The organism is Pseudomonas sp. Au-Pse12, from assembly GCF_021341665.1.
Classification (GTDB): Bacteria; Pseudomonadota; Gammaproteobacteria; order Pseudomonadales; family Pseudomonadaceae; genus Aquipseudomonas.
On record NZ_JAJTTH010000013.1, the window covers coordinates 1 to 15,036 of the forward strand.

The following is a 15,036-nucleotide window of genomic DNA, read 5'->3' on the forward strand; positions in this document are numbered from 1 at the left end:
TCGCCTAGGCGAGGCACCGAGTGGAGGGGCAGTAGCCTTTTGCTTACTTTGGGCTGGGCCGGCATTCCGGCTTTTCCAAAGTGAGTCGCCGTAAGGGCGAAACCGCCAGCGGCCGTGACCGCAGCAACGGATATGTACCCCGTCAAACTCGCCACAAAGGCGAAACCGCCAGCCGCCACACCCGCAGCAACGGATATGTACACTTCACCCCCAAGCCCCCCCAGAGCCCCCACCCAATGCCCACCCTGAACTTCAAACAAATCGACGTCTTCAGCTCCACCCCCCTCAAGGGCAACCCCCTGGCCGTAGTGTTCGACGCCGACGATCTGAGCGACGAGCGCATGGCCGCGTTCGCCACCTGGACCAACCTCAGCGAAACCACCTTCCTGCTCAAACCCCGCGACCCCCGCGCCGACTACCGCCTGCGGATCTTCACCACCCTCCAGGAGCTGCCCTTCGCCGGTCACCCGACCCTGGGCAGTTGCCATGCCTGGCTCGAAGCCGGCGGCGTGCCCCAGGGCGAGGAGATCATCCAGGAGTGCGAAGTGGGCCTGGTGCGCATCCGTCGCCAGGGCAATCAGCTGGCTTTTCTCGCGCCGCCGCTGCTCAAGTCCGGCCCGGTGGAGCCCGAGGTGCTGGAGCAGGTGCGCCGTGGTCTGCGTCTGGCGCCCGGGGACATCGTGCAGGCGCAGTGGGTCGACAACGGCGCCGGCTGGCTGGCGGTGATGCTCGGCGAACGCCAGCAGGTGCTGGATCTGCAACCGGACTACCCGGCGCTGATCGGTCTGGCGGTCGGGGTGATCGCGCCCTGTGATCCGCAGCGTGATGACAGCGACGCGCAGTTCGAGGTACGGGCCTTTATCGCCGGCGACGGCATGCCCGAAGACCCGGCCACCGGCAGCCTCAATGCCGGCCTCGCCCAGTGGCTGCTGGGCGCCGGGCTGGCACCGGCTCGCTACCGCGTCAGCCAGGGCCTGAGCATGGGCCGGGCAGGGCGGATTGACGTAGAACAGATCGGCGATGAAATCTGGGTCGGCGGCACGGCGCGAACCTGCATTGAGGGACACCTGCGGCTTCTCCAAGGCAGTGAGCAAGCGTGCGGGAATACACCTTCGCCCATTGAACCGAGGCATCCATGAGCGCGCTGGCACCTGGCGATTTTGCATGCGCCGGCACGTACAAGCAGGTACGGCTCCTGTGCGCTTGGGCCCAGGTTGTGTCCTGGAAGGGGTGGGTGCTGCGGGCAGGCCTGGTGGGTTTGCTGGCGCTTGATCCACTGCTTTGCATTGCACAAACCACGGCTGTCAAACAACAGCCTGGCCCAGCAACCTTGCCTGGTAAGGCACCGCGCAGCGAATCCGCGGCATCCGCCAGCGTGGCGGCCACGCCAGGGGACAAGGGCGTGGCGGTGAATGCCACGTGCAACCTGCCGGTCAAGCCGTCAGCCGGCAAAGTCGTGGAGATATATTGGACCCAGGGCCCGGAAAATCGTCGTGTTGTGGGCCGCGAGGCTGACCATTACGTCGATCTCAACCTGATCGTTCGAACGGTGGGTTACCGGCCTGGCGAGTGCATCGAAGCGACGATTCAGTCCGAAAATGCTGCCGATGAAATTGCCGACAGGATCAAGAAAATCGTGCTCAGGGGAAAGGTTGACGAAACCGGCATTGCCTATTTCAAAACGCCTCTGAAGGACTACACCCTCAATTTGCAGGGCAGCGAGCCGCCGTAGTGTGTACAACCGTGCGGGAGCCAGGAGCTGCTGCAAGCTGCCAACCGCAGGATTTGTCGCACGCAGGCTGTTCAATGGCTGCTGCCGCTGTTGCGTCAGATGGTCGCAGGCTGGCCGCGTCGAGTGGCCGACACCCCCTGGATCGCGGGGCCTGGAGGGCATTGTTACGGCTTCGGCAAGACTTTCTTGAGCCGTGCGGGTTTGTACCACGGCGGCTCCGGGCATAAGCTTTCAGCCTTTTTTCGCCATCGCTCGTGTTGTCTCGCGCTCAGCCTTAGGAAAAATCATGTCCAGCCAGTTCCCAGAAGCCCGTCCGCGTCGCCTGCGTCGTTCCGAACAACTGCGCAGCCTGTTCCAGGAAACCGAATTCACCCTCAATGACCTGGTGCTGCCGATTTTCGTCGAGGAGGAAATCGACGATTTCGTGCCGATCAAGAGCATGCCCGGGGTGATGCGCATTCCCGAATCCAAGCTGGCCGGCGAGATCGAGCGTTACGCCCGCGCCGGGATCAAGTCGGTGATGACCTTCGGTGTGTCTCACCACCTGGACTGCGATGGCAGCGATACCTGGAAGGAAAACGGCCTGGTGTCGCGCATGTCGCGCATCGCCAAGGACGCCGTGCCGGAAATGATCGTGATGTCCGACACCTGCTTCTGCGAATACACCGAGCACGGCCACTGCGGCGTGATGCACGGCCATGAAGTGGACAACGACCAGACCCTGATCAACCTCGGCAAGCAGGCGGTGGCCGCGGCCCGTGCCGGCGCCGACGTGATTGCGCCGTCGGCAGCCATGGACGGTCAGGTCCAGGCCATCCGCCGCGCCCTGGACGCCGCCGGTTTCACCCAGACGCCGATCATGGCCTATTCCACCAAGTTCGCTTCGGCGCTCTACGGTCCGTTCCGCGAGGCCGGTGGCAGTGCGCTCAAGGGCGACCGCAAGAGCTACCAGATGAACCCGATGAACCGCCGCGAAGCGGTGCGCGAGTCCTTGCTGGATGAGCAGGAAGGCGCCGACTCGCTGATGGTCAAGCCCGCCGGGGCCTACCTGGACATCATCCGCGACATCCGCGAGGCCTCGCGCCTGCCGGTGGCGGCGTACCAGGTCAGCGGTGAGTACGCGATGATCAAGTTCGGCGCCCAGGCCGGGGCCATCGACGAGCAGCGGGTGGTGCGTGAAAGCCTGGGTTCGATCAAGCGCGCCGGCGCCGACTTGATCTTCACCTACTTCGCCATGGACCTGGCCCTGGCCGGGATCTGATCCCGCACCGGGCCAAACCGTCCCTCCACGAACGCCGCCCGGCGTTCGTGGCTATTGCCAAGACTTCCGCCTCTACATGACAATGCGATTCATTATCAAATATGAATCCCTACTGTCATGCCCGCCGACGACTTATCCCTGCGCTGCGCCGTCACCGATCTCTACACCCATCACCATGGTTGGTTGCAGGGCTGGCTGCGCCAGCGCCTGGGCAATGGCTTCGATGCCGCCGACCTGGCCCAGGACACCTTCGTGCGGGTGCTCAAGGCCCGCAACGCACTGGACATCCGTGAGCCGCGGCCCTACCTGTCGCGCATTGCCCGGGGCCTGCTGATCGATCTGTTTCGCCGCCGTTCCTTGGAGCAGGCCTACCTCGAAGCCCTGGCCCAGGTGCCCGAGGGCGAGCACCCGTCGCCGGAGGAGCAGAGCGTATTGTTCCAGGCGTTGATGGAAATCGATCGGCTGCTGGATGGCCTGGGGGCCAAGGTCAAGCAGGCCTTCCTGCTGTCCCAGTGCGACGGCCTGACCTACGAGCAGATCGCCGAGCACTTGCAGATTTCCGTGCGCAGCGTGAGCAACTACATGGCCAAGGCCATGGAGCATTGCTGCCTGATGCAGATGCGGATGCAGCTGTCATGAGCTTTGCCGGCCTGCAACTGAGCGTCGGCGAGCGCCAGGCCATCAGCGGCGCGGCGCGCTGGTACGCGCAATTGCGTTCCGGCAGTGCCAGCGAGCAGGAGCAGGCGGCCTGGCGCGAGTGGCTGGCCGCCGACCCCTTGCACCGCCAGGCCTGGGAGCGCATGCAGCAGTTGGGCGAGCAGATGTCGGCGCTGCCCGGCGGCCTGGCCGGCTCGACCTTGCGCGGGGCCGGGCGCTCGCGTCGCGAGCTGATGCGCAACCTGGTGGTGCTGGCCTCGGCCGGTTCCCTGGGCTGGCTGGGCTGGCGCAGCGACAGCGCGCAGCAGTTGCTGGCGGATTATCGGACCCAGGTCGGCGAGCGCCGACAAGTGCGCCTGGCAGATGGCAGTTCGCTGCTGCTCAATACCAACACCTCGATCAACGTGCAGTTCGACGGCCAGCAGCGCAAGGTCCAGCTGCTATGGGGCGAGATGCTGGTCAGCACCGCGGCCGACCCGCTGCAGCGGCCGTTTCGGGTCCTCACCCGGCACGCCGAGGTGCTGGCCCTGGGCACGCGCTTCGTGCTGCGCAGCGACGAGCGTGAAGAGCAGGTGGCGGTGCTGGAGCACGCGGTGCAGGTCAGCCTGGGTGAAGGCCGCGCGCCGCGCCGGGTCGAGGCCGGCCAGCAACTGGCGTTCAGCGGCCGGGGCTTTGCCGCGCTGCGGCCCAACGATGCTTCGGTGGGCGCCTGGCGCCAGGGCAGCATCATCGCCATCGACCGGCCCCTGGGGGAATTGCTCGCCGACCTGTCGCGCTACCGCCGCGGGGTTGTGCAGTGCGATCCGCGAATCGCCGGGCTGAAGATCTCCGGGGCTTTCCCCATCGACGACACCGACCGCGCCCTGGCGGCGCTGGAAAGCGGCTTCTCGCTGCAGATCAAGCGCTATACCCGTTACTGGGTGCGGATCTCCGACAGCCGCCTGAGCTGAAGCATCGGAAAAAATTTTCGTGATCCTTGCAGGTTTGCCAACCCTGGTCCGGCTTATCCCCCAGTGGATTCATTTTCGTTAGCGGGGAAGGCAAAGCATGTCTGATGTTCACAAGTCGACGTTGGCCCGGGCGATCAAGCTCGGGCTCTGGGGTGCACTGGCGGTTTACGGGGCGACGCTGTTGCCGTTGACCGCGATGGCGGCCAGCGAGCAGAGCGCAGTGCGCCGCTTCGACATTGCCCCAGGGGATCTGACCGAGGTGCTGAGCCGTTACGCCAGCGCTGCCGGCGCGGCGATTTCCTTCGATGCGCGGCAGACCGCCGGCCGGCGTTCGGCCGGGCTCAAGGGTGAATACGGGGTGCAGGAAGGCTTTGCGCGGATTCTCGCCGGCAGCGGCTGGCAGGCCGAACCCCAGAGCAACGGCAGCTACGTGCTGCGCCCGGTACCCCAGGGCAGTGGCGCCCTGGAGCTGGGTACTACCCAGGTGCAGGCCCAGGAGCTGGGCGCCACCACCGAGTATTCCGGTTCCTACACCACGGGTGCAGTGACCATCGGCAAGGGCCAGCATTCGCTCAAGGAAACCCCGCAGTCGGTGACGGTGATCACCCGCAAGATGCTCGATGACCAGAACCTCAACACCATCGACCAGGTGATGGAGAAGACCCCGGGCATCACCCTTTACGACTCGCCCATGGGCGGCAAGTATTTCTATTCCCGGGGCTTTCGCATGACCGGCCAGTACCAGTACGACGGCGTGCCCCTGGACATGGGCAGCAGCTACGTACAGGCCGACAGCTTCAGCAGCGACATGGCTTTCTACGACCGGGTGGAAATCCTGCGCGGCGCCGCCGGCATGCTCAAGGGCGCGGGCGGTACCGCCGGCTCGGTGAACTTCGTGCGCAAGCGCGGCCAGGCCACGCCCCACACCGAGCTGACGATGTCCGCCGGCAGCTGGGACAACTACCGGGCCCAGGTGGACACTGGCGGGCCGTTGAACGATGCCGGCACCGTCCGTGGCCGGGCGGTGGTCACCCAGCAGACCCGGCAGTATTTCTACGACCTGGGCGAGCGCAAGGATCAGGTCTACTACGGCGCGCTGGATATCGACCTCAGTGACGCCACCACCCTGGGCCTGGGCATGGCCTATGAAGACGTCGACTCGCGCCCGTGCTGGGGCGGCCTGCCGCGCTACAGCGACGGCAGCGACCTCAAGCTCGGTCGTTCCACCTGCCTGAACACTGCCTGGAACAACTCGCGCAGCAAGCGCGCGACCTATTTCGCCGACCTCAGGCAGCAACTCAACGACGACTGGGCGCTGAAGGTGGCCGGGGTCTACAGCCGCAACACCCAGGACATCGAGTACGCCTTCCCCAGTGGCGCGGTGCCGGTGGGGGCCAACCGTTCCAGCACCCTGATGCTGGGCAGCATCTTTGACTACGACCAGGTGGACTACGGCTTCGACGCCTATGTCGACGGCCGCTTCCAGGCCTTTGGCCGGGAGCACGAACTGGTCGTCGGCGCCAACGCCAGCCGTTCGATCAAGGACGATTTCTACGCCGTGGCTGGCCTGCCACAGCGGCAGAATGTGCTGGACCCCAACCACCACATCCCCAAGCCCGATGACAGCTACTACGAGAGCCGCTCCACCCGCGGTGGCCCCTCTGATCTGCGAATTCAGCAGCAAGGGCTGTATTCCACCCTGCGCCTGAAACTGGCCGACCCGCTGACCCTGGTCATGGGCAGCCGGGTCAGCTGGTACAAGTCGCAGAACGATGCCGTGTCCTACTGGCTGGATACCCGCACGCCCAGCAGCGCCAGTTCCAAGGAAACCGGCGAGGTCACGCCTTTCGCCGGGGTGCTGTACGACCTCAACGACAACCTCACGGCCTATGCCAGCTACTCCAGCATCTTCACCCCCCAGGGCAGCTATCGCACCCTGGACGGCGCCTCCCTCAAGCCGCTGGTGGGCAAGAGCTACGAAGTGGGGGTCAAGGGCGAGTGGTTTGACGGTCGCCTGAACAGCGCCTTCAGCCTGTTCCGTACTGTCCAGGAGGATGCGCAGCAGGACGATCCGGCCTGCCCGGACAGCACCTGTTCGCTGAACTCGGGCAAGGTCCGTGCCCAGGGCTTTGAAGCCGAACTCAGCGGTGAGGTGATCGAACGCCTGCAAGTGCTGGCCGGCTACACCTACACCCAGACCAAGACCCTGGAGGACGCCGACAGCAGCAAGGACGGCCAGTCGTTCAATTCCTACGTGCCGCGGCACCTGCTGCGGGTGTGGGGCGATTACCAACTGGGCGGTGCCCTGGAACGCTTCACCGTGGGCGCCGGGGTCAACGCGCAAAGCGACAACTATCGGGTCTCGCCCACCAGCGGCAAGCACATCAGCCAGGCCGGCTATGCGATCTGGAACGGGCGCATCGGCTATCGCATCGACGACACCTGGTCCCTGGCGCTGAACGGCAACAACCTGTTGGACAAGCGCTACTACACCACCATCGGCACCGAAGGCTTCGGCAACTTCTACGGCGACCCGCGCAACTTCACCCTGTCGGTCAAGGCCGACTTCTAAGGCCCGGCGGCGGCCGCGCGGGCTCTCTGTGCGGTCGCTTCAGGTCCGCGGCGGCTCGCCGTCAAGCCGTTCGCCCAGCGCTGTGCGCAGATTTCACCGGGGCTTGAAGGACGCGTTCTGCGGGGCAATCTCGCGTTCGCGGAAGTAGCGTTCCAGTACTCGCGGGTCGGCCGAGCGTTCGGCCAGGGCCACGTAGGTGTCCGGGCGCAGCAGGTAGAAGGCGTTGCGCGCCAGCCCGGCCGCGGCGTGGGCCGGGCGCCAGTCGAAGAGCCGCAACGGCACCCGGTGCGCTGTGCACCAGTCGCGCAGGGCATCGCTGGTGACCCCGTAGACATGCACCTGCCAGCCCAGGTGATCGAGGCTGTCGAAGTTGTCGTGCTCGCCGTCCTGCACCCAGGGTAGGCGATCGCCGCCGTGCACCGGTCCGACGCTGCCGGCGCTCAGGGGCATGCCCCGGTAGTTGAGGGTGATCTGCGACACGGTGCGAAAGAGAAATTCCCGGGCGCTCTCAAAGGCCGCGATCTTCGGCAGCAGCAGCGGTGCCAGCCGGGTGCGCGCCAGGTAGGCGACCGGGCCATCGGCGGTGGCGAAACTGAACACCCGGTCGGTGGTGGCCACCAGGCGCCGGGCAAACTCCATGCGTTCGATCTCGTAGCTGTCCAGCAGGCTTTCGGCGCTGCTGCCGCTGAGCACCGCCGCCAGTTTCCAGGCCAGGTTGATGGCGTCGCCGATCCCGGTGTTCATGCCCTGGCCGCCGGCCGGGCTGTGCACATGGGCGGCGTCGCCCAGCAGGAACACCCGGCCGCAGTGAAACTGCTCGGCCACCCGGTGATGCACCTTGTAGGTGGAGAACCAGTTGACCTGGCTCACCTCGACTTTTAGCTGGCGCATGGCGCGCTGGCTGACGTCTTCGAAGCGCAGATGCTCCGGGTGCTCGGCACGCTCGTCGCGTACCGTGCCGATCAGCCGCGCGCGGCCGCTGTGGGCCAGGGGAAACACCGCGAGAAAGTCGGCGTCGTCCAGGTCCACGTGCAACTGGCCGTCCATGCTCGGGCCGCTGGCCTCGACATCGGCGACATAGAACACCTGCTGGTAGGTGCCGCCGGGAAAGCCGGTGCCCAGGGTCTTGCGCACCGTGGAGCGGGCGCCGTCGCAGCCGGCCAGGTAGAAGGCCTGGCAGTGTTCTTCGCGGCCGTCGGGGCCGCGCAGGCGGGCGTTGATCAGGTGACCGTGGTCGGTGAAGGCCAGCAGTTCGGTGTTGCGTTCGACCTCCACCCCCTGCAGCGCCAGGCGCTCGATCAGCAGTTGCTCGTGTTCGTCCTGGGGGAAGATCTGCAGGAAGGGGTAGGGCGTCAGGTCTTCGCCGATGGCGTTGAACGGCAGCTGGGCCGCGCGCTCGCCCTTGACCCAGAGGTTCACCGCCGGCACATGGTGGCCGCGCTCGACGATGGCCTGCGTCAGGCCCAGCTGGCGGTACAGCTCAAGGGTCCGTGCCTGCACCGCCAGGGCCCGGGAGGTCGTGCCCGGGCCCGGGGTCTTGTCGATGATCCGCACTTTGACCCCTTGCTGGCGCAACCAGAGCGCCAGGACCAGGCCGGTGGGGCCGGCGCCGATGATCAGTACGTCGCTGCAGTTCATGGGGTTGCCCTCGGTAAGCGATCAAGGTCATGCATCTGACTGCAGGCGGCGCCCGCCGCGGAGTCAGCGCTGGGCGAAGGCCAGGTTCAGGCCAAGCCCGGCGAAGCTTGCGGCAAAGCTGCGGCGCAGCCAGTTCTGCACCCGGGGCGATTCGATCACCGCGGTGCGGAACAGGTTGGCCAGCAGGCCATAGAGCACGAATACGAAGAACGTCATGGCCATGAACACGCCGCTCAGGAGCAGCATCTGCGGGATCGGGTCGCTGCCGTCATGGGTGATGAACTGGGGCAGGAAGGCCAGGAAGAAGAGGGTCAGCTTGGGGTTGAGGATATTCAGCAGGCAGGCCTTGAGCATCAGCGCGCCGGCGCCCTGGCGGACTGCGTTGCTGTCCACGGCAAAGGCCGAGCGGTCGCGCCAGGTGGCGTAGGCCAGGTACAGCAGGTAGACGACCCCGGCGAGCTTCAGGCCCTGGAACGCCAGGGCGCTGCTGTGCAGGAGCGCCGACAGGCCGAGGATCGAGGCCAGCAGGTGCGGGACGATCCCGGCGGTGCAGCCGACGGCGGTGAACAGGCTGGCGCGCTTGCCGGCCACCAGAGCCGTGGAAATGGTCAGGATCACGCCGCTGCCGGGAATCAGCACGACGATCAAGCTGGTGATCAGGAAATCCAGGGTCAGCATCCGGGTATCACTCCATTGAGGGCGGGGTCATCAAAGTACACCCAGCCACACCGCCAATAGAAGGATTTTAGCCTGTAGCCGCTGCTGAGCCTGCGAAGCTGCGTGAAGGTCCGCAGGACCTTGCCTGGCAATCCCCAGCCAAACCGCTATCGATCCTGAGAACCCTGCGTCCCTACGACGGAATGCCGCCCAGACCGTTCGCAGCCTGCGGCAGTGGCTACAGGGCGTGGCGGGAACAGCGCTTGCATTCTTTGGTCGAACGCCCCACGCCGCTGCTTTACTGACACGGCCCTCGTCCAGCCATCTTGCGGAGTCCCATGATTTCCTCTCGTCTTCTCAGTTGCTGCCTGGGCTTGTCGCTGCTGGCCGGTTGCGCCAGCCAGCGCGGCCCCCAAGCGCCGACACTGACCCCCGAGCAGACCCAGGCGCGCATCCTGCGCCTGCTGCCGTCCCAGGTCAGTGACCGCCCGGGCTGGGCCCGGGACATCCAGGTGGCCTTCAGCGCCCAGGGGCTGGAACCGAGCCAGAGCAACCTGTGCGCGGTGCTGGCGGTGGCCGAGCAGGAATCGACCTTCCAGGTCGACCCGACGGTGCCGGGCCTGGGGCGCATCGCCCGGGAGGAAATCGACCGCCGCGCGGCCAAGGTGCATGTGCCGGCGCTGCTGGTCAGCGCCGCCCTGCAAGTGCGCGGCGCGGACGGCCAGTCCTACAGCCAGCGCCTGGCCAAGGCCCGAACCGAGAAGGAGCTGAGCGCGATCTTCGATGACTTCATCGGTCAGGTGCCCCTGGGCCAGACCCTGTTCGGCCGTTTCAACCCGGTGCACACCGGCGGGCCGATGCAGGTCAGCATCGAGTTTGCCCAGCAGCATGCCCAGGGCTATCCCTACCCGGTGCAGGGCACCATTCGCCATGAAGTCTTCAGCCGCCGTGGCGGCCTGTACTTCGGCATCGCCCACCTGCTGGGCTACCCGGTGGATTACCCGCAGCCGCTGTACCGCTTCGCCGATTTCAACGCCGGCTGGTACGCCAGCCGCAACGCCGCCTTCCAGGCCGCGGTCAGCCGCCTCAGCGGGATCAAGTTGGCCCTGGACGGCGACCTGATCCGCTACGACTCGCTCCTGCCCGGCAGTACCGAACTGGCGGTGCGCACCCTGGGCAAACAGCTGGGGCTGCGCAACCCGCAGATCCGTGAGCAGCTGGAAAAGGGCGACCGCCAGGACTTCGCCCAGACCGAGCTGTACCGCCAGGTGTTTGCCCTGGCCGATCGAGCCGCCGGCCGGCCCGTGCCACGCCAGCAGTTGCCGGGCATCGAGCTCAAGAGCCCGAAGATCACCCGCCAGCTGACCACCGCCTGGTTCGCCAAACGGGTGGACGAGCGCTACCAGCGCTGCCTGCAACGGCCGTTGTAACCGCGAAGGGCTGCCCGGCATGCCTCTCGGCTTTTACGGTGAGCGCCTGGCTTGTCAGGCGCCCTGGCGGCGTGGCAGGATGCGCCATGAATTTTTTCCGCCTCGACTCCCGCCTGCATCACCATCGACCTCATCTTCGGGGCCGTGGTCGCGTATGCGCGTCGAGCGGTCAGTCATCCAGACACTGCGATCACTGACCAACGATGAAAAAACCAAGGCGCCCCGCAAGGCGCCTTTTTTATTGCCTGTCAAAAAACCAGAGGAACGACCCATGACCATGCTACGTGGCACTCGAATGATCACCGGCGCACAAGCCGCCGCCCTGCGCACCCTGGAAGGACGCTTCCGGAGCTGGCTTCATCGAAGCGGGTGCTGAAGAAGTCATAGTCCCGGCGCTGTGGGGCCAGGACACCTTTATCGAAAAGGCCGGCGGCAGTGAAGTCATCGGCCAGATGTGGGCCTTCAACGACAAGGCCGGACGGCCCTGCTGCCTGATCCCGGAAGCCACCGCGCTGTTCCAGGAAACCGCCGGCGAACTGCTGGCGGGGCGTGAACAGGCGGCGTTGTTCTATGTTGCCCGCTGCTATCGCTACGAGCGTCCGCAAGCCGGTCGCTACCGCGAGTTCACCCAGCTGGGCCTGGAGATCCTCGGCCCCAACCCGCAACAGGCCCTGGAGCAGGCGCGAGCGCTGTGCGTGGGTTTTCTCGATTCACTGGGCCTGGACTACGAGCTCAACCTCGGGGTCAAGCGCGGCCTGACCTACTACCTCAACGGCGAAGGCTTCGAAGTGCGCTGCCCGCGATTGGGCGCGCAGCAGCAAGTGGTGGGGGCCGGTGCCTACCGCCAGGGCGGCGGCTTCGGCATCGGCCTGGAGCGCCTGCAACTGGCGCTGCAAGCGCAAGCCTGACTGCTGGCTTGCCAGCGAAGGCGCCCGCAAGGGCGCCGCAAAACTCAGGGGCGGCGACGCACGAACTTGCGCCACAGCCAGACCCACAGCAGTGCCAGCGGGAAGGCCAGGATCACGAAGGGCAGCACATAGCTGCCTTTCTCCAGGGCTTCGGCGGTGCCATCGGCCAGGTTGTCCAGCAGGTTGCTGAAGGCACGCTTGAGGCTGGATTCGCGGCGCACGCCGTCATTGGGCTCGAAGTTCAGGGTCAGGCGGTTGGTGTCCAGGCGGCGCTGGTGTCCGGCAGCCGCCTGGGCCAGGGCCTGCAGGTCGTTCTCGATCCCGGCCTGTTCCTTGCTCAGGGCGATCAGGTCGCTGACGCCGATGTCCTTGCGCGCCGCCAGTTCATCCAGGCGCTGTTGCTGGGCCTTGAGTCGCTGCTGTTGGCGCTGCACATCGGCCACGGCATCAGCCAGGTCTTCGGCCGTGGTGATGCGCTCGCCCAGCTCCGCGCCCTGAGACGCTTGCTGGACGATCGGCTCGACCCCGTCCGGGACGATTCGCAACACCACCTGGGCGCGGTACTTGCCCTGTTCCAGGCGCAGGATGTTGCAGGCGCCGAACTGGGCTTTCTCACAGGCTTCGCGGGTTTGCGCCAGGCGCGGGCCGATCTGCGCCGCCGGCAGCGACAAGCTCAGTTCATGTTCGTAGGCCAGCTGGGCGCCGGCCTTGCCCTGGGCGCCGCCGAGGGCCACCGCGGAGTTGTTGTGATCACTGGGGGAACAGGCACTGAGGGCCAGGGCAGCGAAGAGGGCAAAGGCCAGTCGACGGGGGATGGCGGGGTGATCGTCCTGATGCTGCATGGAGGCTCCTTGAGTACTTGAAACTGCGGCTAGGGCGCAGGCGCGCATCTTACCGCTGTTCCCAGGATCACCACGATCGTGGCGCGACTTATTTTCACCCATTTGCCCGGCTGATGCTCATGGGCACCGTGGTCAATCAGGGCTACACCTGTCGCCCTGTGCAACCCTCGTTACCCAGCGGTTCAAGGAGAACCTCATGAGCGAATCGGACATCCCCCCGGGCTTCAGTCCCTTGCCTCGCAGCAGCCCGCTGCTGGAGCTGATCGGCCCGGTCTATGGTCGCGGCAGTGGCCGTGAACTGTGCCTCGGCCTGCGCGCCGACACCCGCCACGCCAACGGCCGGGGCACGGTGCATGGCGGCATCATCGCCACCCTGGCGGACATCGGCATGGGCTACGCCATGGCGTTTTCCAGCGAACCACCGTTGCCGCTGATCACCGCCAGCATGACCCTCGACTACCTGGGGGCGGTGCAGGTCGGGGAATGGATCGAGGTGCGCCTGGAGCACGCCAAGCGCGGCCGGCAGATGGCCTTTGCCACCGTGGTGCTGCGGGTTGGCGAGCGGGACGTGGCCCGGGCCAGTGGCGTCTTCGCCGTGCCAGCCGCTCTGTAGCCGCTGCTGAGCCTGCGAAGCTGCGCAAAGGTCCGCAGGACCTTGCTTGGCGATCTCCTGCCGAACACGTGGCGGCCTCAAGATCCCCGCGTCTCCTGCGGAGCCGTTCGCAGCCTGCGGCAGCGGCTACAGCTGCTTCCAGTCCAGGCCGAAGCGTGCCAGGTACTTGCGCAGGCGATCGGCGTCGTTGGGGTTGGCCTTGCCCTGGCGCGACACGCCGAACAGCCGGCGCCCGGCATCCGACAGGCTGTCGGCGCGGCGGCATTCGGCAATCACCGCCTTGAGTTGCAGGCGGTCGAACAGGTCCAGCTGTACGTCGTCGCCCAACAGTTGCTGCAGTTCATCCTCGGCATTCTCCAGGCCCCAGGCGTGGCGCAGGCGCTGGATTTCTTCCTCGGCCTGGGCCTGGTCGATGCGCCCGCTGTCAGCCAGGGTGGCCATGCGGGTGATGGAGGCCGAGAGCTCGCGGAAGTTGCCCAGCCACGCCGCTTCGCTGGAGCTGGCGAAGGCCAGGTAGCGGCGCCGCGCCTCCAGGTTGAAGCGCACCAGTTGCCCTTGCTCCCGGGCATGGCGCTCCAGCTCGAAATCGATGTTCGGCTCGATGTCTTCGCGGCGCCCCGCCAGCCCCGGCAGGTTGAAGGTCCAGAGGTTGATCCGCGCATACAGGTCTTCGCGGAACAGGCCCTGGGCCACCCGGCCGCGCAGGTCGCGGTGGGTGCCGGCGATGATCAGGAAGTCGCTCTGCACCTCCTGGTCCGCGCCCATGGGGAAGAAGCGTTTTTCCTCGATGGCCTTGAGCAGCATCGCTTGTTCATCCAGCCCCAGTTCGCCGATCTCGTCGAGAAACAGCATGCCGCCATCGGCCGCCCGCAGCAGGCCTTCGCGGGCATTCTGGGCGCCGGTGAAGGCGCCCTTGATATGCCCGAACAGCGCCGACATGGCGCCGTCGCCACGCAGGGTGGCGCAGTTGACCTCGACAAAGCGCCCCTGCACCTGGTGCCGACCGCGCTTGAGCTCATAGATGCGCCGGGCCAGGAATGACTTGCCGGCACCGGTGGGGCCGATCAGCAACATCGGTGCCTTGGAGCGCACGGCGACCCGCTCGATCTGCTCGATGGAGCGGTTGAACGCCGGGTTGCGGGTGGCGATCCCGGACTTGAGGAAGGCCAGGCCTTCCAGGCGCTTGTGGGCAAAGCGCGAGGCGATGCGGTCGTAGCGCGACAGGTCGAGGTCGATCAGCGCGTGGGTGCCGGTGGCGTGTTCGCTGGGGTCGCGGCGCCGGGCGGGCGAGGTCTGGATCAGCCGGGCAGGGAGGTAGCGCGCTTCGGTCAGCAGGAACCAGCAGATCTGCGCCACGTGGGTGCCGGTGGTGATGTGCACCAGGTAGTCCTCGCGCTCGGTGTCGAACGGGTAGGCGCTGGTGAAGTCGTGCAGGGCGGCGTACACCTCCTCGAAGTCCCAGGGGTTGTTCAGGCCCATGGGGTGCAGGCGCACCTCGGTTTCCGGCGACACTTGGCGCACGTCGTTGGCCACCCGTTCGGCCAGGCTGACATCTCGGGCGTCCAGGCCGTGGAGCAGTTCCAGGCGGTGGATCAGCACGTCCGGTTGCTGGCACAGGCCGACCGTCGGGCGCCAGTGGCTCCAGCGGTTGGCGCCCTTGCCGACGCGATCGAGGGTGGCGCCGACAAAACCGATGGCGACCGTGGGCTTGCTCGACATGTTTATACCTGAAGATAAAAAGCGATAGGCAAAGATATAAAATTATCGAGGCGTTTG

At 66.3% G+C, this 15,036-nt stretch carries 13 protein-coding genes; 9 read left to right on the plus strand and 4 right to left on the minus strand.

The genetic code is table 11. From position 1 onward, the window contains the following. Positions 1-236: 236 nt before the first annotated feature. From LXM55_RS28075 to LXM55_RS28100, 6 genes are all read left to right on the plus strand, one after another. Complete coding sequence (locus LXM55_RS28075) at positions 237-1,139, plus strand: PhzF family phenazine biosynthesis protein (RefSeq protein WP_233323379.1); 903 nt, start codon at positions 237-239, stop codon at positions 1,137-1,139. Then, positions 1,136-1,732 carry a hypothetical protein gene (locus tag LXM55_RS28080; protein ID WP_233323380.1) on the plus strand — a complete coding sequence of 199 codons (597 nt, stop codon included), beginning with the start codon at positions 1,136-1,138 and terminating at the stop codon, positions 1,730-1,732. Before LXM55_RS28075 ends, LXM55_RS28080 begins: the two co-directional genes overlap by 4 nt. A gap of 286 nt (positions 1,733-2,018) precedes the next feature. Beyond that, positions 2,019-2,993 carry a porphobilinogen synthase gene (hemB, locus tag LXM55_RS28085; protein ID WP_016962997.1) on the plus strand — a complete coding sequence of 325 codons (975 nt, stop codon included), beginning with the start codon at positions 2,019-2,021 and terminating at the stop codon, positions 2,991-2,993. Positions 2,994-3,110: 117 nt separating this feature from the next. Continuing rightward, positions 3,111-3,632 (plus strand): sigma-70 family RNA polymerase sigma factor, encoded by a 522-nt coding sequence (locus LXM55_RS28090; RefSeq protein WP_233323381.1) that lies wholly within the window; start codon positions 3,111-3,113, stop codon positions 3,630-3,632. After that, positions 3,629-4,600, plus strand: coding sequence for a FecR family protein (locus LXM55_RS28095; protein WP_233323382.1), 972 nt, complete (start codon positions 3,629-3,631; stop codon positions 4,598-4,600). The genes LXM55_RS28090 and LXM55_RS28095 overlap by 4 nt, the downstream gene beginning before the upstream one ends. 97 nt (positions 4,601-4,697) lie before the next feature. After that, positions 4,698-7,172 carry a TonB-dependent siderophore receptor gene (locus LXM55_RS28100; RefSeq protein WP_233323383.1) on the plus strand — a complete coding sequence of 825 codons (2,475 nt, stop codon included), beginning with the start codon at positions 4,698-4,700 and terminating at the stop codon, positions 7,170-7,172. A 93-nt stretch (positions 7,173-7,265) separates the two neighbouring features. Here LXM55_RS28100 and LXM55_RS28105 read toward each other — a convergent pair whose 3' ends face one another. Both LXM55_RS28105 and LXM55_RS28110 read right to left on the minus strand, forming a co-directional pair. Further along, on the minus strand, positions 7,266-8,810 hold the full coding sequence (locus tag LXM55_RS28105) for an FAD-dependent oxidoreductase (protein ID WP_233323384.1): 1,545 nt from the start codon (positions 8,808-8,810) through the stop codon (positions 7,266-7,268). 63 nt (positions 8,811-8,873) lie between these two features. Further along, the gene (locus LXM55_RS28110; RefSeq protein WP_233323385.1) at positions 8,874-9,488 is read right to left on the minus strand and encodes a LysE family translocator; all 615 of its coding nucleotides are present in this window, start codon (positions 9,486-9,488) and stop codon (positions 8,874-8,876) included. 317 nt (positions 9,489-9,805) lie between these two features. Here LXM55_RS28110 and LXM55_RS28115 point away from each other — a divergent pair, with 317 nt between their 5' ends. After that, positions 9,806-10,897, plus strand: coding sequence for a DUF1615 domain-containing protein (locus LXM55_RS28115; protein WP_233323386.1), 1,092 nt, complete (start codon positions 9,806-9,808; stop codon positions 10,895-10,897). A 359-nt stretch (positions 10,898-11,256) separates the two neighbouring features. Further along, on the plus strand, positions 11,257-11,805 hold the full coding sequence (locus tag LXM55_RS28120; protein ID WP_233323518.1) for an ATP phosphoribosyltransferase regulatory subunit: 549 nt from the start codon (positions 11,257-11,259) through the stop codon (positions 11,803-11,805). 44 nt (positions 11,806-11,849) lie between these two features. Here LXM55_RS28120 and LXM55_RS28125 read toward each other — a convergent pair whose 3' ends face one another. Next, positions 11,850-12,647, minus strand: a complete 798-nt coding sequence (locus LXM55_RS28125; protein WP_233323387.1) for a DUF4349 domain-containing protein — start codon at positions 12,645-12,647, stop codon at positions 11,850-11,852. Positions 12,648-12,843: 196 nt separating this feature from the next. Here LXM55_RS28125 and LXM55_RS28130 point away from each other — a divergent pair, with 196 nt between their 5' ends. Continuing rightward, entirely contained in the window at positions 12,844-13,260 is a 417-nt protein-coding gene (locus LXM55_RS28130) for a PaaI family thioesterase (protein ID WP_233323388.1), read from the plus strand. Positions 13,261-13,386: 126 nt separating this feature from the next. Here the strand turns inward: LXM55_RS28130 and rtcR are convergent, their stop codons facing one another. After that, a complete protein-coding gene (rtcR, locus tag LXM55_RS28135) occupies positions 13,387-14,979 on the minus strand; it encodes an RNA repair transcriptional activator RtcR (RefSeq protein ID WP_233323389.1) in 1,593 nt (530 codons plus the stop codon). Positions 14,980-15,036: the final 57 nt, after the last annotated feature.